The organism is Salmonella sp. 32082101201600294FB01SM01 (assembly GCF_017572865.1).
In the GTDB taxonomy this organism is placed as follows: domain Bacteria; phylum Pseudomonadota; class Gammaproteobacteria; order Enterobacterales; family Enterobacteriaceae; genus Salmonella; species Salmonella enterica.
In genome coordinates, this window is record NZ_JAGESB010000006.1 from 112,028 (window position 1) to 137,367 (window position 25,340).

16 protein-coding genes and 1 pseudogene are annotated in these 25,340 nt (G+C 52.6%); 6 read left to right on the top strand and 11 right to left on the bottom strand.

Annotated elements, in window-relative coordinates; all coding sequences use genetic code 11:
• Positions 1-76: 76 nt before the first annotated feature.
• Complete coding sequence (locus J4645_RS20600; RefSeq protein ID WP_023214541.1) at positions 77-1,867, bottom strand: aryl-sulfate sulfotransferase; 1,791 nt, start codon at positions 1,865-1,867, stop codon at positions 77-79.
• Positions 1,868-2,324: 457 nt separating this feature from the next.
• Positions 2,325-2,642, bottom strand: a complete 318-nt coding sequence (gene metJ / locus J4645_RS20605; RefSeq protein ID WP_000852811.1) for a met regulon transcriptional regulator MetJ — start codon at positions 2,640-2,642, stop codon at positions 2,325-2,327.
• A gap of 264 nt (positions 2,643-2,906) precedes the next feature.
• Here metJ and metB point away from each other — a divergent pair, with 264 nt between their 5' ends.
• Together metB and J4645_RS20615 are read left to right on the top strand one after the other, a co-directional pair.
• Positions 2,907-4,067: a cystathionine gamma-synthase gene (metB, locus tag J4645_RS20610; protein ID WP_000197213.1), complete on the top strand. Its 1,161-nt coding sequence runs from the start codon at positions 2,907-2,909 to the stop codon at positions 4,065-4,067.
• 2 nt (positions 4,068-4,069) lie between these two features.
• Positions 4,070-6,502, top strand: a complete 2,433-nt coding sequence (locus J4645_RS20615; protein WP_023214542.1) for a bifunctional aspartate kinase/homoserine dehydrogenase II — start codon at positions 4,070-4,072, stop codon at positions 6,500-6,502.
• Positions 6,503-6,627: 125 nt separating this feature from the next.
• Here J4645_RS20615 and mscS read toward each other — a convergent pair whose 3' ends face one another.
• From mscS to J4645_RS20630, 3 genes and pseudogenes are all read right to left on the bottom strand, one after another.
• Positions 6,628-7,485 (bottom strand): small-conductance mechanosensitive channel MscS, encoded by an 858-nt coding sequence (mscS, locus tag J4645_RS20620; RefSeq protein WP_000398243.1) that lies wholly within the window; start codon positions 7,483-7,485, stop codon positions 6,628-6,630.
• A 2-nt stretch (positions 7,486-7,487) separates the two neighbouring features.
• A pseudogene (locus J4645_RS20625) lies at positions 7,488-8,486 on the bottom strand (hypothetical protein).
• A 234-nt stretch (positions 8,487-8,720) separates the two neighbouring features.
• Positions 8,721-9,845, bottom strand: a complete 1,125-nt coding sequence (locus tag J4645_RS20630; protein WP_023214544.1) for a hypothetical protein — start codon at positions 9,843-9,845, stop codon at positions 8,721-8,723.
• Between the two features lie 135 nt (positions 9,846-9,980).
• On the opposite strand from J4645_RS20630, the gene J4645_RS20635 reads away from it, so the two are divergent.
• The 3 genes from J4645_RS20635 to katG all read left to right on the top strand — a co-directional run bounded on the left by J4645_RS20635 (position 9,981) and on the right by katG (position 14,967).
• Positions 9,981-11,537, top strand: coding sequence for a bifunctional UDP-sugar hydrolase/5'-nucleotidase (locus tag J4645_RS20635; RefSeq protein WP_000865250.1), 1,557 nt, complete (start codon positions 9,981-9,983; stop codon positions 11,535-11,537).
• A gap of 194 nt (positions 11,538-11,731) precedes the next feature.
• A complete protein-coding gene (gene metF, locus J4645_RS20640) occupies positions 11,732-12,622 on the top strand; it encodes a methylenetetrahydrofolate reductase (protein ID WP_000007507.1) in 891 nt (296 codons plus the stop codon).
• 164 nt (positions 12,623-12,786) lie between these two features.
• Positions 12,787-14,967: a catalase/peroxidase HPI gene (gene katG / locus J4645_RS20645; protein WP_000108114.1), complete on the top strand. Its 2,181-nt coding sequence runs from the start codon at positions 12,787-12,789 to the stop codon at positions 14,965-14,967.
• A 106-nt stretch (positions 14,968-15,073) separates the two neighbouring features.
• On the opposite strand, the gene J4645_RS20650 is transcribed toward katG, so the two are convergent.
• The 6 genes from J4645_RS20650 to argE all read right to left on the bottom strand — a co-directional run bounded on the left by J4645_RS20650 (position 15,074) and on the right by argE (position 24,241).
• Positions 15,074-16,177 (bottom strand): glycerol dehydrogenase, encoded by a 1,104-nt coding sequence (locus tag J4645_RS20650; RefSeq protein ID WP_000374038.1) that lies wholly within the window; start codon positions 16,175-16,177, stop codon positions 15,074-15,076.
• A gap of 11 nt (positions 16,178-16,188) precedes the next feature.
• Complete coding sequence (gene fsa / locus J4645_RS20655) at positions 16,189-16,851, bottom strand: fructose-6-phosphate aldolase (RefSeq protein ID WP_000424861.1); 663 nt, start codon at positions 16,849-16,851, stop codon at positions 16,189-16,191.
• Positions 16,852-17,105: 254 nt separating this feature from the next.
• Complete coding sequence (locus J4645_RS20660; protein WP_000274595.1) at positions 17,106-17,942, bottom strand: AraC family transcriptional regulator; 837 nt, start codon at positions 17,940-17,942, stop codon at positions 17,106-17,108.
• Positions 17,943-18,102: 160 nt separating this feature from the next.
• Positions 18,103-19,836, bottom strand: coding sequence for a phosphoethanolamine transferase CptA (locus tag J4645_RS20665; protein WP_001192092.1), 1,734 nt, complete (start codon positions 19,834-19,836; stop codon positions 18,103-18,105).
• Between the two features lie 210 nt (positions 19,837-20,046).
• On the bottom strand, positions 20,047-22,698 hold the full coding sequence (gene ppc, locus J4645_RS20670) for a phosphoenolpyruvate carboxylase (protein WP_001005549.1): 2,652 nt from the start codon (positions 22,696-22,698) through the stop codon (positions 20,047-20,049).
• Positions 22,699-23,089: 391 nt separating this feature from the next.
• Entirely contained in the window at positions 23,090-24,241 is a 1,152-nt protein-coding gene (gene argE / locus J4645_RS20675; RefSeq protein ID WP_000800208.1) for an acetylornithine deacetylase, read from the bottom strand.
• Positions 24,242-24,329: 88 nt separating this feature from the next.
• Here argE and argC point away from each other — a divergent pair, with 88 nt between their 5' ends.
• Positions 24,330-25,334: an N-acetyl-gamma-glutamyl-phosphate reductase gene (gene argC, locus J4645_RS20680; protein WP_000935343.1), complete on the top strand. Its 1,005-nt coding sequence runs from the start codon at positions 24,330-24,332 to the stop codon at positions 25,332-25,334.
• Positions 25,335-25,340 lie beyond the last annotated feature (6 nt).

Below are 25,340 nucleotides of genomic sequence, written 5' to 3' on the forward strand. Positions count from 1 at the left end.
GATGTCGTAACTACAATACGTTTTAACCATTCAGGCGGAAGTTGGCTTCCGCCTGTTTTACTTTTACTATCTCGCTTTATTTTTTAAACATCTGCTCTGGATCGATAATCAGCGCCCGATAACCCAGCATACCGGCACGGTTACTGTGTACTTTTAGCTCCAGCATCACATCCTGAGTACCGTCTTTGACTTCATCCAGAACGGAAACGATCGGTTTTGTACCGCTCATTCCCGCTGTAGCCGAGTACATGAACATCGTTTTGGTTTCCGGGCGATATTCCGTGACGGAAGTAATGGCGCTGTACCAGTCAAAACCGCGCTCTTTACCATATTCCCACATTTGGGAAACCGTCATATTTTTTTCGTCAATTTGATATTCCACGCCGCGGGAATATTTCATTGATGGCATGGCCGGTTGTTCCATGCCGCGCGCATCGCCGTTATCAAAGGCGGTCACGACGGTTTTACCTCCGGTGCTTTTGGATGGCACTAACCAACCGGTATGTTGTGTCCATGTCCAGTCAAATCCACCGTCGCAGTGGTGCGCTTCGCAGGTTAGTGGTTTACCGTTGCTGTCTACGGGTTTCAGCACTTTTTTCGCTAGTTCGCCTTTCCAGCCGGATGGATCGGAAAGTATCCATTTCACTTTTTTATCGCGGCCAATTTTGATGATGGCAGACTGGTGGCGCGAGCTAATGATAATGCTGTCGTCGCGAGGATCGTAGCTGACGGAGTTAACATGTGCCCAGTTGCGGCCCGGGCCGGAGCCCGCGATATCGCCGAAGGGTTGTTTTGCAAGCTGCTCTTTGGTCATGACCTGACCGGAATGTTCGGCATCGACGCTCAAACATACCGCACCCTGATCCATCGCCAGAATAACGTCGTCACGATAGGGGTCGAGGATTTTTGGCAGATCCCAGCAATCGACGGTATCGCCGTTCTGGTCAACTTCAAGAATATGATCACGCACAGTATTGATGGTGTATTTACCATTTAATGGATAATTTTCTTTTGCGACACGCAGCAGGTAGGTGCCTTTCGGCGTTTCGGTAATGGCGTGCGAAAAATCAATAAATCCTTTTGGCAGTCGTTTATCGGAAATAACGCGGCCTAAGAAATCATATTTAAAGTAACGTTGACCCTGGCCAAAAATAAGATTGCCATCGTTAACCTGATGGAAGCTCATCATGGAACCAAAGCGCGTTATATCATCCTGGTTACGGAATTTATCAATATTCATATAGCCGCGAACATCGCCATTCGTATCGCTAATCCAGTTGATACCGGTATAATCCCAGTTCGCCGCGCCGCCTGCGACATGCATAATGTGGCCGGCTCTTGGCATCCCCGTTATATGGTTAAAAAGATATAAGCGATTTTTAAGCGAGCTATCGACTTTAACCGGTTCTACTGTAGGAAGAACGGCAGTTTGCCCGGTAGTAGAGGGTAATGATACCGGTGCGGCGTAAATGAACCACGTATATGTTTGTTTTTTACCTTCTTCAGTCCAGTCAACTTTAACCTTATTGACATAATCTGGATACAAGCCAAATACAGGTATGCCGTCATGGGTATTTATAGCCTGCGGGCCGACATCATAACTGATCGGGATGCCTTTTTCCCCTTTCCCTAAAACGGTAACCTTCACGTCCTGTACATTATGATTGGCTTTATTAATGATTGCTGTTAATGGGAAAACGCCGCCGTAGGGAGCGACATCGACCATACCTAATGGCCCTTCATGTACTGGAATGACATCTGCTGATGCGACCATTGGCCTGTTTGGGTCTAAAACGCCTGAGGCTAAAACGCTGCCGCTCAAACACAGGCAACATAATACAGGTAAGACTTTCCTTGTAAATAACATGTTTATTTCCCCATTCGATATTATCGATAAGTTGAATGTATATTAACTTCCTTATTTGTTGGAGATGAAAAAACATTTAAAAAAGTAAAACAATCCGCGGAGGGGAATAATGATGCTGGTCACAAATATGAGGTATTCATGGTCTTTTTAACAATACTCATCGTTATACTATTTGTTCAGTAAATATATGGTGGTGTATTATTATTCATGTGCGCTTTGCTACGTGAAACTTTAAATAAAGATTGGAAGTTTAAATATAATAAAATTATATCGGTTATGGCATGTCGGGAATTTTTTTTCAGGAAAGTAACGAAGAGAAACTTATCATGTCTGACAAATTTATCTATCGAGGGCTATTCGGGAAGATGAACATTTAGAAAAATGTCGGAGATAGCCGCGTACAGGGGGAATCGTTAAAAAAGCGCGGCCAGAGGCGTTCTGACCGCATGCTTTGCTATCAGTATTCCCACGTTTCCGGGTCAATCCCCATCTCACGCATGATCTCTTTTGCCGCTTCCGGGATTTCATCGCTGCGCTCTTTTCGCAGATCGGCATCATCCGGCAAGGGTTGCCCGGTAAAGGCGTGCAGAAATGCTTCACACAACAGCTCGCTGTTGGTGGCGTGGCGCAGGTTGTTCACCTGACGACGCGTACGTTCATCGGTGAGGATTTTTAACACCTTCAGAGGAATGGAAACCGTAATTTTTTTGACTTGCTCACTCTTCTTACCGTGCTCAGCGTATGGGCTGATATATTCGCCGCTCCATTCAGCCATGAGATACTTAATCCTCTTCGTCATTAATATTGAGGTCTGAACCTGAGCCCGGACCATAATCGCGCGTAGTTTACCGTAGTGGCGCGGCCCTGACACGAAGTTAGCGGTCGCAGATGTGCGCTAATGCATATAATTTTAACGGCTATTTGCGGTTTGCTCAATCTATACGCAAAGAAGTTTAGATGTCCAGATGTATTGACGTCTATTGTGGTAGTGGTTAATCTGTGGCCTGACTTTCACCGACTCAGCCAGGAATATCTTCATATGACGCGTAAACAGGCCACTATCGCAGTGCGTAGCGGATTAAACGACGACGAGCAATACGGCTGCGTTGTGCCGCCAATCCATCTCTCCAGTACCTATAACTTTACCGGTTTCAATGAGCCGCGCGCGCATGATTATTCCCGCCGCGGTAATCCCACGCGTGATGTGGTTCAGCGTGCATTAGCGGAACTGGAAGGCGGCGCGGGCGCGGTATTGACGAATACCGGCATGTCGGCGATTCATCTGGTCACCACCGTTTTCCTCAAGCCGGGCGATCTGCTGGTCGCGCCGCATGATTGCTATGGCGGCAGTTATCGTCTGTTTGACAGTCTGGCGACACGCGGCTGTTATCGTGTGCGGTTTGTCGATCAGGGCGATGAACGCGCCTTACAGGCGGCGCTGGAAGAAAAACCGAAGCTGGTACTGGTAGAAAGTCCAAGTAATCCATTGTTACGCGTGGTGGATATTGCGAAAATCTGTCGGCTGGCGCGCGAGGCGGGCGCAGTGAGCGTCGTTGATAACACGTTTTTAAGCCCAGCGCTGCAAAATCCGCTGGCGTTGGGTGCCGATCTGGTGTTGCATTCATGCACGAAATATCTCAACGGTCATTCGGATGTCGTGGCCGGCGTGGTGATTGCTAAAGATCCGGAAATGGTCACTGAACTGGCGTGGTGGGCGAATAATATTGGCGTCACTGGCGGGGCGTTTGATAGCTATCTGCTGCTGCGCGGTTTGCGAACTCTGGTGCCGCGTATGGAGCTGGCGCAGCGCAACGCGCAGGCGATTGTGAAATATCTGCAAACCCAGCCGTTGGTGAAAAAACTGTATCACCCGTCGCTGCCGGAAAATCAGGGGCATGAAATTGCCGCGCGCCAGCAAAAAGGCTTTGGCGCAATGTTGAGTTTTGAACTGGATGGGGATGAGGAGACGCTGCGTCGTTTTCTGGGCGGGCTGTCGCTGTTTACGCTGGCGGAATCTTTAGGGGGAGTGGAAAGTTTGATCTCTCACGCCGCCACCATGACGCATGCCGGTATGTCGCCGCAGGCGCGTGCCGCCGCCGGGATCTCCGAAACGCTACTGCGTATCTCCACCGGTATTGAAGATGGCGAAGATTTAATTGCCGACCTGGAAAATGGCTTCCGGGCTGCAAACAAGGGGTAAACATGAGTGTGATTGCGCAGGCAGGGGCGAAAGGTCGTCAACTGCATAAATTTGGCGGCAGTAGTCTGGCGGATGTGAAGTGTTACCTGCGTGTCGCAGGCATTATGGCGGAGTATTCGCAGCCTGACGATATGATGGTAGTGTCCGCCGCAGGCAGTACCACCAACCAGTTGATTAGCTGGCTCAAGTTAAGCCAGACCGATCGCCTTTCTGCGCATCAGGTATTACAGACGTTACGCCGCTACCAGTGCGATCTGATTAGCGGGCTGCTTCCCGCCGACGCGGCAGATGACTTAACCAGCGCTTTTATCAGCGATCTGGAACGTCTTGCCGCCTTGCTCGACGGCGGCGTAACGGATGCCGTCTATGCCGAGATTGTCGGACACGGCGAAATTTGGTCGGCGAGATTGATGTCCGCCGTCCTGAATCAGCAGGGGCTGGATGCCGCCTGGCTGGACGCGCGCGCATTTTTACGCGCCGAACGCGCCGCACAGCCGCAGGTTGATGAAGGGCTATCTTATCCTTTATTGCAACAGCTACTGGCGCAGCATCCTGGCAAACGTCTGGTCGTGACCGGCTTTATCAGCCGCAATCATGACGGCGAAACGGTCCTGTTAGGCCGGAACGGTTCCGACTATTCCGCCACGCAAATCGGCGCGCTGGCGGGCGTTTCCCGCGTGACCATCTGGAGCGATGTCGCGGGCGTTTATAGTGCCGACCCGCGCAAAGTGAAAGATGCCTGCCTGCTGCCGTTGCTGCGTTTGGACGAAGCCAGCGAGCTGGCGCGTCTGGCGGCGCCTGTTCTGCACGCCCGCACGCTACAGCCAGTGTCCGGCAGCGATATCGATTTGCAGTTGCGCTGTAGCTACACGCCGGATCAAGGTTCAACCCGAATTGAACGGGTGCTGGCTTCCGGGACGGGCGCGCGTATCGTGACCAGTCACGATGATATCTGTCTGATTGAGTTTCAGGTGCCCGCCAGCCAGGATTTCAGGCTGGCGCATAAAGAGCTCGACCACATTTTAAAACGGGCGCAGGCGCGTCCGTTGGCGGTGGGCGTGCATCGCGATCGCCAGCTATTGCAGTTCTGCTATACCGCCGAGGTAGCGGATAGCGTACTGAAACTCCTCGACGATGTCGGGCTGCCGGGGGAATTGCGCCTGCGGCAGGGGCTGGCGCTGGTGGCGATGGTCGGTGCGGGCGTCACTCGCAATCCGCTACACTGCCATCGCTTCTGGCAGCAGCTTAAAGGTCAGCCAGTGGAATTTACCTGGCAGTCGGAGGAGGGCATCAGTCTGGTGGCGGTGCTGCGTACCGGCCCGACTGAGAGCCTGATTCAGGGGCTGCATCAGTCGGTTTTCCGTGCCGAAAAACGCATTGGCCTGATGCTGTTCGGTAAGGGGAACATCGGCTCCCGTTGGCTGGAACTGTTTGCCCGTGAGCAAAGCACGCTTTCCGCGCGTACTGGTTTTGAATTTGTGCTGGCGGGCGTGGTAGATAGCCGCCGTAGCCTGCTGGATTATGAAGGGCTGGACGCCAGCCGCGCGCTGGCATTCTTTGATGATGAAGCCGTTGAGCAGGACGAAGAGTCGCTATTCCTGTGGATGCGTGCGCATCCGTATGATGATTTAGTGGTGCTGGATGTGACAGCAAGCGAGCAACTGGCCGATCAGTACCTTGATTTCGCCAGCCACGGTTTTCATGTGATTAGCGCTAATAAACTGGCGGGCGCAAGCGCCAGCGATAAGTATCGCCAGATTCATGACGCGTTTGAAAAAACCGGGCGTTACTGGCTGTATAACGCCACCGTGGGCGCGGGATTGCCGATCAACCACACGGTGCGGGATCTGATTGACAGCGGCGATACGATTCTCTCGATCAGCGGGATCTTCTCCGGGACGCTATCCTGGCTGTTCCTGCAATTTGACGGTACGGTGCCGTTTACCGATCTGGTGGATCAGGCCTGGCAGCAGGGGCTGACCGAACCCGATCCGCGCGTCGATCTTTCCGGAAAAGATGTCATGCGTAAGCTGGTGATTCTGGCGCGCGAGGCGGGATACGACATCGAGCCGGATCAGGTGCGTGTAGAATCGTTGGTGCCGGCGCATTGTGAAGAAGGGTCTATCGATCACTTTTTCGAAAACGGCGACGTGCTGAATGAACAGATGGTACAGCGTCTGGAAGCAGCCCGCGAACTGGGGCTGGTGTTGCGTTATGTGGCGCGTTTCGACGCCAATGGCAAAGCGCGCGTCGGCGTTGAAGCGGTGCGTCCGGAACATCCGCTGGCGGCGCTGCTGCCGTGCGATAATGTCTTTGCTATTGAAAGCCGCTGGTATCGCGATAACCCGTTGGTGATCCGTGGGCCGGGCGCGGGTCGCGATGTGACCGCCGGGGCGATTCAGTCTGACATCAACCGCCTGGCGCAGTTGCTGTAATAAAGGCAAGTTCGTGAGCGAAGCGCCGGGTTGCGCTTCGCTCCCTCATCAATACGTTTCAATACGTTATGCAGTCATTCTGTAGATACTGATATACGAAGCGCCATCCGATTGCTGACGAAACATTATGGCGTGATGCTTTTTACATTCTCAACCCGGACATCCATCCGGGGGTAAGGAATATTGATGCCATTTTCATCCATTGCTTCCTTGATATTTTCCAGAAGATCGTAGTAAGTACTCCAGTACTGAGCGTTGGGCACCCATACGCGAACATAGAAATTCAGGCTAGAGGGCGCAAGTTCGCCCAGGCGGACCGTAATATCGCGGGTTTTATCAATGCGATGATCTTGCTCAATAATACGATGTATCACGTTTTTTACGTCAGCAATACGGCTTTGGTAATCCACGCCAATAATCAGATCAATACGTCGATAGGGGTGTCGTGAATAGTTGATGATATTATCAGCAATAATTTTACCATTCGGGATGACAACTTCTTTGCTATCCGCAGTGAGCAGAGTGGTGGAGAAAATATGGACCTTTTCTACTGTGCCGATAACCAGGCCAATTTGTACAATTTCCCCGGCGCGGAAAGGGCGCAGGGAGACAAGCAGTACGCCTGCGGCAAAGTTGGAAAGTGACCCTTGCAACGCCAGGCCAATGGCTAAACCCGCCGCGCCGATAACGGCAATAATTGAGGAGGTTTCTATACCGATACGGCCAAGAGCGGCTACTGCCGTGAAAGCTATCGTGATGTAGCGAACCAGCGCGGAGAAAAAGTGGACAATAGTGGCATCCACTTGCCGCCTGAGAAGTAATTTTTCCAGCCCCCTCGATAGTAAGCGAGCTATTAACTTACCGATGAAAAGTAGAATGATGGCGGCAACAACATTCCAGCCAAAATGAATTACCGAGTCACTGTGCTCGGCCATCCATTTGATCGCGCCTTTAATTTTTGGAAATAACTCAAAACCTTCCATGTTTATCCTCTGTCAGCAGTATCCGCGGTATTAGCGGTAATAAAACGGTTCATTTTTGCCTGGATAATCGCCGCGCCGACGGGTGGCAGCAGTAACGCCTAGAATAGTGTCCAGCCGGTTCGTATTCCGCCATCTTCGTTTTTATTCGCCAGCAGAGCGCGGATTTCATCGCTAAGCGTCAGACACAATATGGCTGTGCCAAACGGCATAATTGCTGACAGCCATCCCGCGCCACATGCGGTCATGAGTCGGGGCGAAGGCGCCACAAATTGCATTTCCCGGTGAATTCTGAAGAACCAATAAATAATATAAAATGGAATGAAAAAGGCCAATAATGCGACGACAACGGGTTCTGTGCACTCAGGTCGCTGGGTTGATGAGAACCTTTTGGGTGGAGCAATATAGAAAAGTTCTTTTTTGAGCGGTAATAGTAGCAAAAATGCGATAACCGCTAAAGTAATCGCGATTATTCCTATATAAGGAATTGAGTATATAAATATAGACAGACAGCTAGCGATGATAAATTTGAACAGTAAGCAGAGGCTAAATAAAATAACAAATGTCTGTGTACTGCCGATAGCGCTGAAAAGCAGCATGGGGACTAACAGCGTTACGATCCCCACACCCAGACTAATTAAAAACTGCGCTATGATAAGCCTGACTACGTCAGACGGGCCATTTACGCAGAAGGAACAGACCACGCTAATGATTAACAGGAGCGCAACAAAGTAGAAGGGGTAACAATTTTTTATACGGCAGACAAACCAGCTGGCAACCATACCCAGGAGGTATCCCAGTTGGCCGCAAACGAGAATAACACCAATACGATCGGCTGGAATAGACAGTGATTTACTCCAAAAATAAACACCATACGACGATCCCAGCGAACTGATAAAAGAGAGCACCAAAAAGAAAAAAGTGATCCCCCAGAATCGATAGCTACTCAGGAGATCGGCGCAGGTCCATTTTTTATCTGACATTGACGGTAAAGTAATTTCCATATTTATCCCTTGTTTTTCATAGAAAATAAGAATGTATAGAACTATTCAAATTGATAATAAATATTTATTATGTGAACAACGTTTATAGCCGATATTAACTTAAAACGAAGGGCCATTTTATCAAATAGTTCTATTCTTTTTCAGCGTGTAAAAGCAGGATGTGAGGTGATTAAATCTATAGCGCCTCCTGAATGATATTCTGTGATTTTTTATGCGTGGCATTACATCATTGGGTTAAATGTGATTCCATTGTGAGTTATATTTTTCCGTCAGCAAATACAGAATTTGCGTGACGCGTTTGGCGGAATAGTGGGCGCTTTGCTGGAATTCAGGTTGTTGCCATAGCCAGGTAACAAAGCGGCGACTGGCAGCCAGATTAACGGCGACACCTTGTTCTAAGTGGGAACCAGTTAACGAACAGACCATTTTGCGGTTGTGACCTTGCCCCCAGAGTTGCCACTGATTTTGCCACCATCCCTGCCATGTTTTGCCTAACAGTTGCCACTCTGCGCGGCAATCGTCATCGTTTATCTCTTCCTCAACGAACCACAGCGAGGAGAGACGCTGGCGAAACCGCTCCGCCCATGCCGTAATGACCGCGCCGCGCAAAAAACACTCATGGGCAATGATGTGTGTCGCGACATCAGGAAAGCGGTTTTTCAGCACCCGAAAATGACCATGCGCCGTAATGACCGGGCGAAGTATTGTTCCTTGCGCGTTACGTTTAAGCGCCGCCGGGCCATACTGAATCTCATCGAACTGGCTGCGCTGTAAAAATTGCCGTTCTTTAATGGCGATACGGTGAATAATATCGCCATTCTCACCCTCGGGCGGCGCAATTCCTTTCCAGTGGTAATGCAAACTCTTTCCGGCAGAAAGTAACGTGAAATTGCTGGAAAGGTGAAGAACATTGCCGCGAACAGCGTCAAAACTGAATAAAAAGTACAATTGTTGGAAGGCATTCGCTCCCTGAAACGGTACGAGCAGCGGAATACTGCAAATCTGTTCCGGCGTTTCGGCGACATTCAGCGCGTGCTGTTTTGGCGTCCAGACCTTCTTACAGTACTGGCACTGAAGTCGCTGCGTTCCACCGGGATTACGTCCATAACGAATCCATGCTTTTTGATAGCAGTCGGGACAAAAGTGACCATGCTCTTTGGCATATTGCGCGATATAAGCAGACGCCCAGCGGCGAAATTCCCCCTCGTTGAAGAGCGGCGGATAACTGCCGCAGGCTCGACAATGCAATGCCGGATAACCCAGGCGATAGTCCGGCCACACATAATCCGGCGAGTCAGGCAGCCCAAGATTGCGACAACCTGCGCTTTTGCAGGCATTAATGGTGAACAGAGGCGGCATACATTTTACCAACGATTTTGGCAGGTCGTTGATTCTGCCTTCATAAAACGGTACGCGGATGTGAGGACTCTCACATAAAAAAACCTTTCAGAACGTAACGTAGCGAATCTTTATATGACTGAAAGGGACTTATTTATGAAAGTAAAACTGCTTGCTGCCGGTATTTTGTTCACGCTGCCGTTCTGGGCCTGCGCTAAAGATGTCACCATTATTTACACCAACGATCTACACGCCCATGTGGAGCCTTATAAAGTGCCGTGGATTGCTGACGGTAAACGCGATATTGGCGGTTGGGCCAATATCACCACGTTGGTGAAGCAGGAAAAAGCCAAAAATAAGGCGACGTGGTTTTTTGATGCCGGAGATTACTTTACCGGACCGTATATCAGCAGCCTGACGAAGGGTAAAGCGATTATCGATATTTTGAATACCATGCAGTATGACGCTGCCACTATCGGTAATCATGAGTTCGATCATGGCTGGGACAATACATTGTTGCAACTTAGCCGGGCGAAATTCCCTATCGTGCAGGGCAATATTTTTTATGAGGACAGCAGTAAATCCTTCTGGGATAAGCCGTACACCATTGTTGAAAAAGATGGCGTCAAGATTGGCGTAATCGGCTTACACGGTGTCTTTGCTTTTAATGATACGGTTTCTGCCGCGACGCGCGTGGGCATTGAGGCACGCGATGAGATTAAGTGGCTGCAACGTTACATTGATGAACTTAAAGGTAAAGTCGATCTGACCGTCGCGCTGATTCACGAAGGCACCCCGGCCCGCCAGTCCAGCATGGGAAATACCGATGTGCGACGCGCGCTGGATAAAGATATTCAGACCGCAAGCCAGGTAAAAGGGCTGGATATTTTGATTACCGGCCACGCGCATGTCGGTACGCCGGAACCGATTAAAGTCGGTAATACGCTGATCCTCTCAACGGACAGCGGCGGTATTGATGTGGGTAAACTGGTGCTGGATTACAAAGAGAAACCACACCACTTTACGGTGAAGAACTTCGAGCTGAAGACCATTTTTGCTGATGAGTGGAAGCCCGATCCGCAAACGAAACAGGTGATCGACGGCTGGAACAAAAAGCTCGATAAAGTCGTGCAGCAGACGGTGGCGCAGTCGCCGGTTGAGCTGACCCGCGCGTATGGCGAATCGTCGTCGCTGGGGAACCTGGCGGCGGATGCGCTGCTTTTTACGGCGGGGAAAGACACCCAGTTAGCGCTTACTAACTCTGGCGGTATCCGCAACGAAATCCCGGCTGGCGCGGTGACGATGGGGGCGGTAATCAGTACCTTCCCGTTCCCTAATGAACTGGTCACGATGGATTTAACCGGTAAACAATTGCGCAGCCTGATGGAGCATGGCGCCGGATTAAGCAACGGCGTATTGCAGGTGTCTAAAGGGCTGGAGATGAAGTATGACAGCAGCAAACCTCTCGGCCAGCGGGTTACCGTGCTGACGCTCAATGGCAAACCGATTGACGATGCGGCGGTTTATCACATCGCCACCAACAGCTTCCTTGCCGACGGCGGCGATGGTTTTGCGGCGTTCACGGAAGGCCAGGCGCGGAATACCTCCGGCGGCTACTATGTGTCGAATGCGATAGTTGATTACTTTAAGGCGGGCAACACCATCACGGATGAGCAGCTCAAAGGGATGCGCGTTGCGGATGTGAAGAAGTAATTTCCCCTGCCGCGGCGCGTTCAGTGTCGCGGCGTGACATGAAGAAAATTCAACTTTGCTGAATATTCCTCATTCTTTGGCGTGATTTTTCAGTTGACGTCCTTCTGCTTTTCCGTCATTTTTACATCTGGACGTCTAAACGGATAGATGTTTACAACACAACAAATAATAACATGCGATTGATGAGGTAAGGTATGAGCTTTTTTCACGCCAACCAGCGGGAAGCCCTGAATCAGAGCCTGGCGGAAGTACAGGGTCAGATTAACGTTTCGTTTGAATTTTTCCCGCCGCGCACCAGTGAAATGGAGCAAACCCTGTGGAACTCCATCGATCGCCTGAGCAGTCTGAAACCGAAGTTTGTTTCGGTAACGTATGGCGCCAACTCTGGAGAACGTGACCGCACTCATAGCGTTATTAAAGGCATTAAAGAGCGTACTGGGCTTGAGGCCGCGCCGCACCTTACCTGTATTGACGCCACGCGCGATGAGCTGCGCACCATCGCCCGCGACTACTGGAATAACGGTATCCGCCACATTGTTGCTTTGCGCGGCGATTTGCCGCCGGGCAGCGGTAAGCCGGAGATGTACGCCGCCGATCTGGTTGGTTTGCTCAAAGAGGTGGCCGATTTCGATATTTCAGTAGCGGCCTATCCGGAGGTACATCCGGAAGCGAAAAGCGCGCAGGCCGATCTGCTTAATCTGAAGCGTAAAGTGGATGCTGGCGCTAACCGCGCGATAACCCAATTTTTCTTCGATGTGGAAAGCTATCTGCGTTTTCGTGACCGCTGTGTTTCCGCCGGTATCGACGTAGAAATTATTCCCGGCATTTTACCGGTGTCTAATTTTAAACAGGCGAAAAAATTTGCCGATATGACCAATGTCCGCATTCCGTCCTGGATGTCACTGATGTTTGAGGGGCTGGATGATGACGCAGAAACCCGCAAGCTGGTGGGCGCTAACATTGCGATGGACATGGTGAAAATTTTAAGCCGCGAAGGAGTGAAGGATTTCCACTTCTACACGTTGAATCGTGCGGAAATGAGTTATGCCATTTGCCACACGCTGGGCGTAAGACCCGGTTTATAATCTCCAGCTCCCTGCCGGGAGCTTTATTACACCTCATATTGATCTACATCTCTGTAACTAAAAATATAAAAGGTATTAGCTATCGAATCTGTGGATTAATTCAACTATATCTATTTGCTCCTGGTGTATATCGTAACGGTAACACTTTAAAAGGGAGCTGAGATATGAGCACGACCGACGATACCCATAACACGTTATCCACTGGAAAATGTCCTTTCCATCAGGGGGGGCATGACCGAAGCGCAGGCGCAGGGACAGCCAGCCGCGACTGGTGGCCGAACCAGCTTCGTGTGGATCTTTTGAATCAACATTCCAACCGTTCTAACCCGTTGGGTGAAGACTTTGACTACCGCAAAGAGTTTAGCAAGTTAGACTACTCCGCCCTGAAAGGGGATCTCAAGGCGCTGCTGACCGATTCACAACCGTGGTGGCCCGCCGACTGGGGCAGCTATGTCGGTTTGTTTATTCGTATGGCCTGGCATGGCGCTGGCACCTACCGTTCTATTGATGGTCGTGGCGGCGCAGGTCGTGGTCAACAGCGTTTTGCGCCGCTTAACTCCTGGCCGGATAACGTCAGCCTGGATAAGGCGCGTCGTTTGTTGTGGCCGATTAAGCAGAAATATGGCCAGAAAATTTCCTGGGCCGACCTGTTTATTCTGGCGGGTAACGTGGCGCTGGAAAACTCCGGCTTCCGTACCTTCGGTTTCGGCGCCGGGCGTGAAGATGTCTGGGAACCGGATCTGGATGTGAACTGGGGCGATGAAAAAGCTTGGTTGACTCACCGACACCCTGAAGCGCTGGCAAAAGCGCCGCTGGGCGCGACCGAGATGGGCCTTATCTACGTTAACCCGGAAGGGCCGGATCACAGCGGCGAACCACTTTCTGCCGCCGCCGCTATTCGCGCTACCTTTGGCAATATGGGGATGAACGACGAAGAGACCGTGGCGTTGATCGCTGGCGGGCATACCCTCGGTAAAACCCACGGCGCGGCAGCGGCATCCCATGTAGGGGCCGATCCGGAAGCCGCGCCGATTGAAGCGCAGGGCTTAGGTTGGGCCAGCAGCTATGGTAGCGGCGTTGGCGCGGATGCTATCACCTCCGGGCTGGAAGTGGTCTGGACGCAGACGCCGACCCAGTGGAGCAACTATTTCTTCGAGAACCTGTTCAAATATGAGTGGGTACAAACCCGTAGTCCGGCTGGCGCTATCCAGTTTGAAGCGGTAGACGCGCCGGACATCATCCCGGACCCGTTCGATCCGTCGAAAAAACGTAAGCCAACCATGCTGGTCACCGACCTGACGCTGCGTTTTGATCCGGAGTTCGAGAAGATTTCCCGTCGTTTCCTTAACGATCCGCAGGCCTTTAATGAAGCCTTTGCTCGTGCCTGGTTCAAACTGACGCACAGAGATATGGGACCAAAAGCGCGTTACATCGGACCGGAAGTGCCGAAAGAAGATCTGATCTGGCAGGACCCGTTGCCGCAACCGCTCTATCAGCCAACGCAGGAAGACATTATCAACCTGAAAGCGGCGATCGCTGCATCCGGGCTTTCTATTAGCGAGATGGTTTCGGTTGCCTGGGCATCCGCGTCTACTTTCCGCGGCGGCGATAAGCGTGGCGGCGCTAACGGCGCGCGTCTGGCATTAGCGCCTCAGCGCGACTGGGAGGTCAACGCCGTTGCGGCTCGCGTTCTGCCGGTATTAGAAGAGATCCAGAAAACGACGAATAAAGCTTCGCTGGCCGATATTATTGTGCTGGCGGGCGTGGTCGGTATCGAGCAGGCGGCCGCTGCTGCGGGTGTCAGCATCAGCGTACCTTTTGCACCGGGCCGGGTGGATGCGCGTCAGGATCAGACCGACATCGAGATGTTCTCGCTGCTTGAACCGATTGCCGATGGATTCCGTAACTATCGTGCGCGTCTGGATGTGTCGACGACCGAATCGCTGTTGATTGATAAAGCGCAGCAGTTAACGTTGACCGCGCCGGAAATGACGGTACTGGTTGGCGGGATGCGTGTGCTGGGAACCAACTTTGACGGCAGCCAGAACGGTGTCTTTACCGACAGACCGGGCGTGCTCAGTACAGACTTCTTCGCTAATCTGCTGGATATGCGTTACGAGTGGAAGCCGACCGACGACGCTAATGAGCTGTTCGAAGGCCGGGATCGTCTGACTGGCGAGGTGAAATACACGGCGACCCGCGCCGATCTGGTGTTTGGTTCCAACTCCGTACTGCGCGCGCTGGCGGAAGTTTACGCGTGTAGCGATGCGCACGAGAAGTTTGTGAAGGACTTCGTCGCGGCATGGGTGAAAGTGATGAACCTGGACCGTTTCGATCTGTTGTAAATCTTATGCCGGATGACGCTAACGCTTATCCGGCCTACCGTCTCATATGCCCACCGGGCAAAAAAATCCCCGCGCAATTGCGGGGATTTTTCATTGCAAGCAGACCTTATTCCCATTCCTGCAAGAAGCGTTGACCGTACTGGTCGGCGACCAGCAGCGCGGCGTACACTTCATCCGGCGTTGCGCCGCCAGGCATGTTATGAATAGTTTCACCTTCTGCGCAGGAGGCTTCCGCGACGGTGCGCATTTTTGCCGGGATATCCTGTTTAATATCCAGTTGCGCCAGCGTAATCGGCAGACCAACGGAATGGCACAGCGCCGCAACGGTTTCGATCTCTTCGACCGGCGCGTTTTCCAGCACCAGTTGCGTCAGCGTACCGAAAGCGACCTTCTCACCGTGATAATAGTGGTGCGCATCCGGAATCGCCGTTAAACCGTTATGAATCGCGTGTGCTGCGGCCAGACCGCCGCTTTCAAAACCGACCCCGCTCAGGTAGGTGTTGGCTTCGATGACGCGTTCCAGCGCTGGCGTGACGACGTGCTGTTCGGCGGCCAACATGGCTTTTTCGCCTTCTTCGATCAGCGTGTTATAGCATAGCTCCGCCAGCGCCAGCGCGGCCTGTGTACACTTACCGCCCGCCATTGTGGTGGCGCCGCTGCGTGAGCAGGCGCGCGCTTCAAACCAGGTCGCCAGCGCATCGCCGATACCGGCTGCCAGCAGACGCGCCGGCGCGCCCGCCACTATCTGCGTATCGACAATGACCATATTCGGGTTATGCGGCAGCAGCAGATAACGGTCAAACTCACCGGCATCCGTATAAATAACCGAGAGCGCGCTGCACGGTGCGTCGGTAGAGGCGATGGTCGGCGCGATAGCGACCGGGACGTTCATAAAGTGCGCCAGCGCTTTGGCGGTATCCAGCGTTTTACCGCCGCCGATACCCAGTACGGCGCCACACTGACTTTTTTCGGCGACGGCGCGCAGCCTGTCGATCTCATTTTGCGAACATTCGCCGCTAAACGGGGCGATTTCTACTGACAAACCGGCATCCGTCAGGCTTTTGCGCAGCGTCTCTTCGGCAAATCCCAGCACGAATTTATCGCCCACAACCAGCCAGTTGTTCGCCATTGGTTTTAAATAATCGCCAAGACGCGCGATGACGTTTGCACCCTGAATATACTTACCTGGTGACTGAATAATGCGATCCATACATTTCTCCCCTACAGGTTCAGATTACCAAAAGCGTTTTTCCAGTCTTGCTCAAACTTCTCTATTGCTGACTCTACCGCAGGCGTATTGAGCATTTGTTGCGCTACATCTAAAGGAAGGGTAATCGCCTGGCAACCTGCCAGTAAGCAATCCAGCGCCTGCCGCGGTGTTTTAAAGCTGGCCGCCAGCACCATGCTGTCGGGAGCGTGATGTTCCAGTAGCGTTTGCAGCTCCTGAACCATACGAATGCCATCGCCGCCCTGCGCATCAACGCGGTTGACGTAGGGAGCGACATATTTTGCGCCCGCCAGCGCCGCCAGCAGGCCCTGCGATGCGCTGTAGACGGCGGTGCCCAGCGTCACGATGCCTTCTTTTTTCAGCAATTTAATCGCTGCAAGACCTTCGGCGGTCACCGGAATTTTAACCACAATGCCGGGGATGGCGTTATTCAGCCGTTTGGCTTCTTCCACCATCCCTTTTGCGTCGCGGCTCATGGTCTGCGCAAATAAAGTGCCTTCTTCGCCGATGGCGTTTTGCAGCCTGGGCAGTACATCCCAGATAGGTTCTTTGCTGGCTGCCACAATGCTTGGATTGGTGGTGACGCCGGCAATCGGGAAAATGCGCGCCAGACGTTCAACTTCCGCCACGTTAGCGGTATCCAGATAGAGTTCCATAGTCTTTCTCTTCGTGAGTTTTCGTTATGGACAGGATAAAGGAGCGTGACCCGGATGCGCTATGTGACAAATCTGCCAAAAACTGGACAAATGTGATGCTCTTGGTAAAGTGTGATTTACTTCACGAGTTGGTGATGATTAACGTATAACGTGCTGTTGTATGCCATGTAGGGGAGCGAGTTTTTTGTATTGATATTACAATAATCCAGTAAATGTGCGTTTTATCTACTGTATTCTCTTTATTGGCGTGTGGATTATTTCTCCGTTAGCTGGCTGTGATACTGGCGGCGATACTCCGACGGCGAGCGTTCCGTATTTTTGCGAAACAGGCGGCAGAAATAGTTACTGTCGACAAAGCCGCAGCGGTGCGCCACCTCTTTCACTTTCAGGTCATAGCCCTTCAGCAACGTTTTGGCGTGTTCCAGTCGCGTATGGTTCAGGTATTCGTTAAAGCCGATGGCCCCCGTTTTCTGGAACAGGTGCGAGAGGTAATTTGGCGAGATATAAAACGCCTGTGCTACCGATTCGCGCGTCAACGGTGCGGCGTAGCGTTCATCAATATACTCCCGAATGGCTTCAAAAAGCGCGCGGCTGCGGGAGGCGGTCTGGATTTGGCTGCCGAGCAGATCGCGGCAATGGCTTAGTAGGCTGGCGACAATCAATCTGGCCGTTTGCTGCTCTTGTGGCTGCATCTGCATCTCATTAAGCGTTTGTAACAGGAACGAGCCTATACGCGGGCCGCGGCGCGCAACGTGCTGTTTCGTGAGGTTTTGATGCTGCTGACCATCCCAGTGGACTACGCTGAAACCTAACTGCTGTTTGCCAAACAGAATGCTCAGGGTGGTGACGGGCGTTTGCCACTGCGGGATGTTCCAGCCGCCAGCCGGAACGTAGAGAACATCGCAAGGAATGAGCGGGGCGGTAATGCTCATGTCAGTAAGCTCGCCCTCCAGCACAATCTCCAGCCGCGGAAAATCCACCTGGTACGCCAGTTCCGGCGCTGGGCCGCTGGCGCTGGCAAAATAAATCTGGCGCAGCGGCAGCGGGCCGTTGATGAGACGGGAGAGAAGGTGGCTGACGTCGTGATACATGATAATCCCCTGCCGATCGCAAACAGAGGAAACAGTAACGTCGAAAACCGATGTCCTCAAGCGATTATTGCCGGATAGCGGCGCTTTGCGCCTTATCCGGACTACGGGAGAGAAGCACGCCAGGCCCGATAAGCGTTAGCGTTATCGGGCAACATACAGGCTATTGATTACCGACCTGATCGCCATACGGCAAAGTATCATAATCAATCAGCGCGTTTTTCTTATACGGGTTGCCAATCCAGCGCGTGGTCTCTTTGAACTGCGGGTTGGTGATGGAGCGCGTCGGGTCGTAACCATCATAGGTCAGGCCCGCTAAGTCCGACCAGGTATGGATAAGCTCGGAACTGCTGTACTTACGATCGACATCCTGTGAGAAGTCGCGCGGATGCGCCGCCTGCCATTTCTCTGAGGTCCACAGCAGGAACGGCACCGTATACATATGACGGGTTGGCGAATCTTCGTTTCGTCCCTGCGTCTTATGCGGCGGCGTGTCATACACTTCTTCACCGTGATCGGAGAAGTAGAGCAGGAAACCGTTCGGATCGGTCGCTTTATAGTCCTTAATCAGGCTGGCGACAACATAGTCGTTATACAGATTCGCGTTGTCGTAATCGTTATACGACTCCAGTTCGTCGCTGCTTAATCCCGGCGGAACATGGTCGGTTTTACCATCAAACTTGCCCTGGTTTTCTGGATAACGGAACTTGTATTTAATGTGCGTTCCCAGCAGATGCACAATAATGAATTTTTTCGGTGCCGGGTCGGCTAACACCGCTTTAAACGGCGCCAGCACGTTGCTGTCATATTCGCGTGCGCTTTGAGTGCGCTGCTGGTTCATATAGAACTGCTTATCAGTCTGCTTAGAGAACACGGTCAGCATGGTATTACGCGCCGTCATCGTCTGCTGGTTAGTGATCCAGAAGGTTTTATACCCGGCCTGTTTCATCATATTCATCAGCGATGGCTTCGTCAGATACCAGTCCGGGTTCTTTTCGTCCGCGAACGTTAGCGCCTGTTGCAGAATCTCAATGGTGTACGGTCGCGAAGTTACCACGTTATTAAACACGGTCAGCCCGGGGTCGGTTTTATGCAGTGCGTCCAGTTCCGGCGTGGTTTCGCGCGGATAACCGTACAGACTCATACGGCCACGCTGGGTCGATTCGCCAATCACCAGTACCAGCGTGCGCGGCGCATCGCCGGAGTGGTCCTGGAAGTTAGCCAGCGGCGGCAGGGCATCGTTTTCATTCAGCAGTTTATTCAGCGAAGCGAGCTGTAAACGGTACTGATAGTAGCCAGTAATAAATTGCCACGGCGCGGCGGGTTCCATTCGTGACGCCAGGCTATCCAGCGTTTTCTCCATCGACTTATGCTTGATAAAGGTATTCATCGCGATGGGATGGAGGATCAGCCCGTACAGCAGGGCAAACGACACCAGATAGCGCCAGGGCGATGGAATATAAACCGGGCGCAGACGTGTCCACAGCAGAATCGCCGCTACCGTATAAGCCAGGGCGACAAGAACAATTTTCAGACTGAAATATTGGCTTAAATATTCGCTGGCTTCATTGGCGTTGGTTTCAAACATCACAAACAGCACGCTTTGCGAGAACTCCTGCCCGTAGATTACGTAATAGCTCAGCGCCGCCAGCGAGGCGGCCCAAAGTACGACGCCAATAACGGCAGCAATAACCCGGATGCGGCCTGGAAACAGAAAGACCGGGATCAGCCACAGTGAGCTGTACAGTAGCGAATCCCGCAGACCGTTTGTCCCACTGTATCCGGTGAGATAAATAATGGCCTGCAGGAGGGTGGAAAAGAACCAAAAGTAGAGCAGTGCCCAGCCCAGGGCTTTCCAGCTAAACGCGGGTTTAGTCTGGAGTAATGTGGATTGCATAATGAGAGCCTGTCTTTAATCGTAGCGCCAAACGTAACGCCTGAACCTTAAAAGAATCTGAAGCAAACCTGCTTTATGCCGCACGTTTTGCTAAGAAAGATTTACAAATGCATAAAATGCAGACAGGAATATATTGAAAAAATGACCAGGATGACAGCAGTATTTCATGCCGCCCCCACATAACTGCGTGAGGGCGGCTTTCTTTTGGCGTTAGCCGGTGTTGCGCATACCGGCGGCGACGCCCGCAATCGTGACCATCAACGCCTGTTCGACGCGAGGATCGGGCGATTTGCCCTGCTCTTCAGTCAGACGGGAACGATACAGCAATTCGGCCTGCAACACGTTTAATGGATCGGTATAAACGTTTCTTAACTGAATGGACTCCGCAATCCACGGTAAGTCGGCCATCAGGTGCGAATCGTTGGCAATCGCCAGCACCACTTTAATGTCTTCTTCCAGCAGGTCTCGTAGCTCTTTGCCCAGCGGCCAAAGCGTTTTCGCCACCAGGCGCTGATCGTAATAGTCGGCCAGCCACAGGTCGGCTTTTGAGAACACCATTTCCAGCATCCCAAGACGCGTGGAGAAGAACGGCCAGTCGCGGCACATGGCTTCCAGTTCGCTTTGTTTACCGTCTTCCACCACTTTTTGCAGCGCAGTACCCGCGCCCAGCCAGGCTGGCAGCATCAGGCGGTTTTGCGTCCAGGCGAAGATCCACGGAATCGCGCGCAGCGATTCGACGCCGCCAGTTGGACGACGTTTCGCCGGACGTGAGCCGAGCGGCAATTTGCCCAGCTCTTGCTCCGGCGTCGCGGAGCGGAAGTACGGTACAAAGTCTTTATTTTCGCGCACGTAGCCGCGGTAGGTTTCACAGGAGATGACGGAAAGCTCATCCATAATATGACGCCAGCTGTCTTTCGGTTCCGGCGGCGGCAGCAGGTTTGCTTCCAGAATTGCGCTGGTGTAAAGCGAGAGGCTGCTGACGGTGACTTCCGGCAGGCCGTATTTGAAGCGGATCATCTCGCCCTGCTCGGTCACGCGCAGACCGCCTTTCAGACTGCCTGGCGGTTGCGAAAGCAGCGCCGCGTGGGCTGGCGCGCCGCCACGGCCAATAGAGCCGCCGCGGCCGTGGAAGAGGGTGAGCTCGATGCCGGCTTTTTCACAGGTTTTGATCAGGGCGTCCTGCGCCTGATACTGCGCCCATGACGCGGCCATAACGCCGGCGTCTTTCGCCGAGTCGGAGTAGCCGATCATGACCATCTGCTTACCCTGAATCAGCCCGCGATACCAGTCGATATTCAGCAACTGGGTCATCACGTCGTCGGCGTTGTTCAGGTCGTCGAGGGTTTCAAACAGCGGCGCGACCGGCATGGCAAAGCCGATACCTGCCTCTTTCAGCAGCAGATGCACAGCCAGCACATCAGACGGCGTTTTCGCCATTGAAATCACGTAGGCGGCGATTGACCCTTTTGGTGCTTCGGCAATAACCTTGCAGGTTTCAAGCACTTCGCGGGTATCGTTGCTCGGCTCCCAGTTACGCGGCAGCAGCGGACGTTTGGAATTCAGCTCGCGGATCAGGAAGGCCTGCTTGTCGGCTTCCGACCAGCTTTCGTAGTCGCCAATACCAAGGTAGCGGGTAATTTCGCCCAGCGCTTCGGTATGGCGGGTGCTCTCCTGACGGATATCAATACGCACCAGCGGTACGCCGAAACATTTCACGCGGCGGAGCGTGTCGAGTAACTCGCCGTTGGCGATAATGCCCATGCCGCAGGCCTGTAACGACTGGTAGCAGGCGTACAGAGGTTCCCAGAGCTGCTCGTTTTGCGTCAGCAGGCCATCCGGTTTGGGCAGTTTCTCGCCTTTCAGACGCGCTTCCAGCCAGGACTGGGTCGCCATCAGACGGGCGCGCAATTTTTTCATCAGGTAGCGATACGGTTCAGACGCGCCTTCTTCGCCCACTAACGCCAGCAGCTCCGGCGTGGCGTCGACCATCGACAGTTCTGATACCAGAACATGAATGTCTTTCAGGAACAGATCGGTGGCTTTCCAGCGGCTTAACAAGAGTACGTGGCGGGTGATATCCGCCGTCACGTTCGGGTTGCCGTCACGGTCGCCGCCCATCCAGGAGGTAAAACGTACCGGCACAAAATCCACCGGCAATTTGTAGCCGAGATTTTCTTCCAGCTGTTCGTTCAGTTCACGCAGATAGTTAGGTACGCCCTGCCACAGGCTGTTCTCAACCACGGCGAAGCCCCATTTGGCTTCATCCACCGGGCTTGGGCGCTGCTTGCGGATCTCATCCGTATGCCAGGATTGGGCAATCAACTGGCGCAGGCGACGCATCACCTGGTGGCGTTCGTAGTCGGCGATATCGGTATTATCAAGCTGTTTCAGACAGTTATTGATTTCACCCATCTTGTGAATAAGCGTACGGCGGGTAATTTCTGTCGGATGGGCGGTTAACACCAACTCCAGAGACAGCGACTCTACCGCTTTTTTGATGGTTGCGTCGTTGAGGTCCGGTTGGTTTTTCAGTTTGCGCAGAGTGCGGGCAATCACTTCCGGGTTGCTGGCGGCTTCGCCTTTTGGCGAAATGCTGTGGTATTGCTCGGCAGTATTGGCCAGGTTCAGGAACTGACTAAACGCGCGCGCAACTGGCAGCAGCTCGTCATTAGACAAGTTTTGTAGCGTGGTGAGCAGCTCCTGGCGATTAGCTTCATTGCCGGCGCGTGAAGATTTGGATAGCTTACGGATTGTTTCTACGCGATCAAGAATGTGTTCTCCCAGCGCATCCTTGATGGTTTCTCCCAGCACCTTGCCGAGCATACTGACATTACTACGCAACGCGGAATATTGTTCGTTCATATGATCCCAGACACCCCATCTCTGTTGTAATTGTCCTGCATCTTTCACGCTGCGGCGGCGTTGGCTGCGCTCTCCCACCCAGGTCACTTACTTATGTAAGCTCCCTGGGATGTGCTCGTTTGCCGTCTTGCCGCAACGCGAAATCTTTCGGACCAAGCTTTTTCACATCACTTCTCATCTTTATAAAGCCACGTAAAACCCGTGGCGTCAATTACTGCGAAATCGGTTCAGCAAACGAAAAAATGGCGGTAATTTATTAAAGTTAATTCGCATCGTGCCAAATAAGAAATGCTTATGAACATGTGGCGTAGAGATGCCGGATGGCGCTGCGCTTATCCGGCCTACAAGACGGGGGAGGCCCGGTAAACATCGTGTCACCGGGCAATATGCATTAATGCCAGCAAAAATGGTGTACTACCTGGGTAATCAATTCCCGGGTTGGCTTAATAAAACGCGTTTCGAGATATTCATCCGGCTGATGCGCCTGATTAATTGAGCCCGGACCAAGCACCAGCGTTGGGCATAATGTCTGCATAAACGGCGCTTCAGTACAGTAGTTCACCACGTCGGTTTTTGTTCCCAACAGTTTTTCTACTACTTCAACCAGTTGGTGGTCCGGTGGACACTCGTAACCTGGAATCGGCGGATGTAATTCCGCCACCGTCAGGCGGCCCGGCCAGCGTTCGCTTACCGGGGCCAGCGCGTCGTTAAGCAGTCCATTAAGGTCGTTTAACGTCATGCCCGGCAGTGGACGAATATCCATATGCAATTCGCAGCAGGCGCAGATACGGTTTGAGGCATCGCCGCCGTGGATATGGCCCAGATTCAGCGTTGGATACGGAACGGTAAACGCCTCGTAGTGATACCGCGCTTTCAGCGAGTCACGCAGTTGCATGATATGGCCAATCGCATCGTGCATCAGTTCAATGGCGTTAACCCCACGCGCCGGGTCGCTGGAATGACCGGACTGCCCCAGGACGCGAACGACATTAGAGATATGCCCTTTGTGCGCGCGTATCGGTTGCAACGACGTCGGTTCGCCAATGATCGCGCAGTCCGGACGTAATGCCGTGGTTTCGGAAAAATAACGCGCCCCCGCCATGCTGGTCTCTTCATCGGCGGTCGCCAGAATGTAGAGCGGCTTTTTCAACTTTGTGACGTCAACGTCACGTAGCGCGTCCAGAATAAAAGCGAAGAAGCCTTTCATATCCGCAGTGCCCAGACCATAGAGCTTATTGTCGTGCTCGGTCAGCGTGAACGGGTCGCGCGTCCAGCGTCCGTCATCAAAGGGAACCGTGTCGGTATGGCCGGTCAGCAGCAAACCGCCCGCGCCATGTCCGGTGCTGGCGAGCATATTGAATTTGTTTCGCGTTCCTGGAACCGGTTGAACCTCTACGTTGAAACCAAGATCGCTGAACCAGCCTGCAAGCAAAGTGATTAAAGACGCATTACTTTGATCCAGGGATTCTTCGGTTGCGCTTATCGACGGTGTGGCAATCAGAGCGCGGTAAATCTCGATAAATGGCGGTAAAACGTTTTTCATTGTTGACACACCTCAGGTCATGATAGTATCAATATTCATGCATTAATTATGAATAAAAATACATTAACGTTGAGCATAAAGGAACCCGATGTTGAATACGCTGATTGTAGGCGCTAGCGGTTATGCGGGCGCAGAGCTTGTAAGCTACGTAAATCGCCACCCACATATGACCATAACCGCTTTGACCGTCTCAGCGCAAAGCAATGATGCAGGAAAGTTAATTTCTGATTTACATCCGCAGTTAAAAGGGATTGTCGACCTGCCATTGCAACCGATGTCGGATGTACGTGATTTTAGTGCAGATGTTGATGTGGTGTTCCTGGCGACAGCGCATGAAGTGAGCCACGATCTGGCGCCGCAATTTTTACAGGCCGGATGCGTCGTATTCGATCTTTCCGGCGCGTTTCGGGTAAACGATCGCGCCTTCTATGAAAAGTACTACGGATTTACTAATCAATATCCTGAGCTGCTGGAGCAGGCGGTGTACGGTCTGGCGGAGTGGAATGCCGATAAACTGAACACGGCGAATCTGATTGCGGTTCCTGGTTGCTATCCAACCGCAGCGCAGTTGTCGCTAAAACCGCTGATTGACGGCGGGCTTCTGGATCTGACGCAGTGGCCGGTAATTAATGCCACCAGCGGGGTGAGCGGCGCGGGGCGCAAGGCGGCAATATCGAACAGTTTCTGTGAAGTGAGTTTGCAACCGTATGGCGTGTTTACGCATCGTCATCAGCCGGAAATCGCCGCCCATCTGGGCGCGGAGGTCATCTTCACCCCGCATCTGGGGAATTTCCCGCGCGGGATTCTGGAAACCATTACCTGCCGCCTGAAAGCGGGAGTAACCCATGCGCAGGTCGCCGACGTGTTGCAAAAAGCCTATGGCGACAAACCGCTGGTGCGCCTGTATGACAAAGGCGTTCCGGCGTTAAAGAACGTCGTCGGGCTGCCGTTCTGCGATATTGGTTTTGCCGTCCAGGGCGAACATCTGATTGTGGTGGCAACCGAAGACAACTTGTTGAAAGGCGCAGCGGCGCAGGCGGTGCAGTGCGCTAATATTCGTTTTGGCTTCGCTGAAACGCAGTCTCTTATTTAAGGGTGA

What these genes read in the sequence shown, in the direction of transcription:
- katG (WP_000108114.1), top strand. Translation starts at nt 12,787, where the DNA reads ATGAGCACGACCGACGATACCCATAACACGTTATCCACTGGAAAATGT.
- J4645_RS20615 (WP_023214542.1), top strand. Translation starts at nt 4,070, where the DNA reads ATGAGTGTGATTGCGCAGGCAGGGGCGAAAGGTCGTCAACTGCATAAA.
- ppc (WP_001005549.1), bottom strand. Translation starts at nt 22,698, where the DNA reads ATGAACGAACAATATTCCGCGTTGCGTAGTAATGTCAGTATGCTCGGC.
- J4645_RS20600 (WP_023214541.1), bottom strand. Translation starts at nt 1,867, where the DNA reads ATGTTATTTACAAGGAAAGTCTTACCTGTATTATGTTGCCTGTGTTTG.
- metF (WP_000007507.1), top strand. Translation starts at nt 11,732, where the DNA reads ATGAGCTTTTTTCACGCCAACCAGCGGGAAGCCCTGAATCAGAGCCTG.
- fsa (WP_000424861.1), bottom strand. Translation starts at nt 16,851, where the DNA reads ATGGAACTCTATCTGGATACCGCTAACGTGGCGGAAGTTGAACGTCTG.
- J4645_RS20665 (WP_001192092.1), bottom strand. Translation starts at nt 19,836, where the DNA reads ATGCAATCCACATTACTCCAGACTAAACCCGCGTTTAGCTGGAAAGCC.
- metJ (WP_000852811.1), bottom strand. Translation starts at nt 2,642, where the DNA reads ATGGCTGAATGGAGCGGCGAATATATCAGCCCATACGCTGAGCACGGT.
- J4645_RS20660 (WP_000274595.1), bottom strand. Translation starts at nt 17,942, where the DNA reads ATGTATCACGACGTCAGCCACCTTCTCTCCCGTCTCATCAACGGCCCG.
- mscS (WP_000398243.1), bottom strand. Translation starts at nt 7,485, where the DNA reads ATGGAAGGTTTTGAGTTATTTCCAAAAATTAAAGGCGCGATCAAATGG.
- argE (WP_000800208.1), bottom strand. Translation starts at nt 24,241, where the DNA reads ATGAAAAACGTTTTACCGCCATTTATCGAGATTTACCGCGCTCTGATT.
- metB (WP_000197213.1), top strand. Translation starts at nt 2,907, where the DNA reads ATGACGCGTAAACAGGCCACTATCGCAGTGCGTAGCGGATTAAACGAC.
- argC (WP_000935343.1), top strand. Translation starts at nt 24,330, where the DNA reads ATGTTGAATACGCTGATTGTAGGCGCTAGCGGTTATGCGGGCGCAGAG.
- J4645_RS20635 (WP_000865250.1), top strand. Translation starts at nt 9,981, where the DNA reads ATGAAAGTAAAACTGCTTGCTGCCGGTATTTTGTTCACGCTGCCGTTC.
- J4645_RS20650 (WP_000374038.1), bottom strand. Translation starts at nt 16,177, where the DNA reads ATGGATCGCATTATTCAGTCACCAGGTAAGTATATTCAGGGTGCAAAC.
- J4645_RS20630 (WP_023214544.1), bottom strand. Translation starts at nt 9,845, where the DNA reads ATGCCGCCTCTGTTCACCATTAATGCCTGCAAAAGCGCAGGTTGTCGC.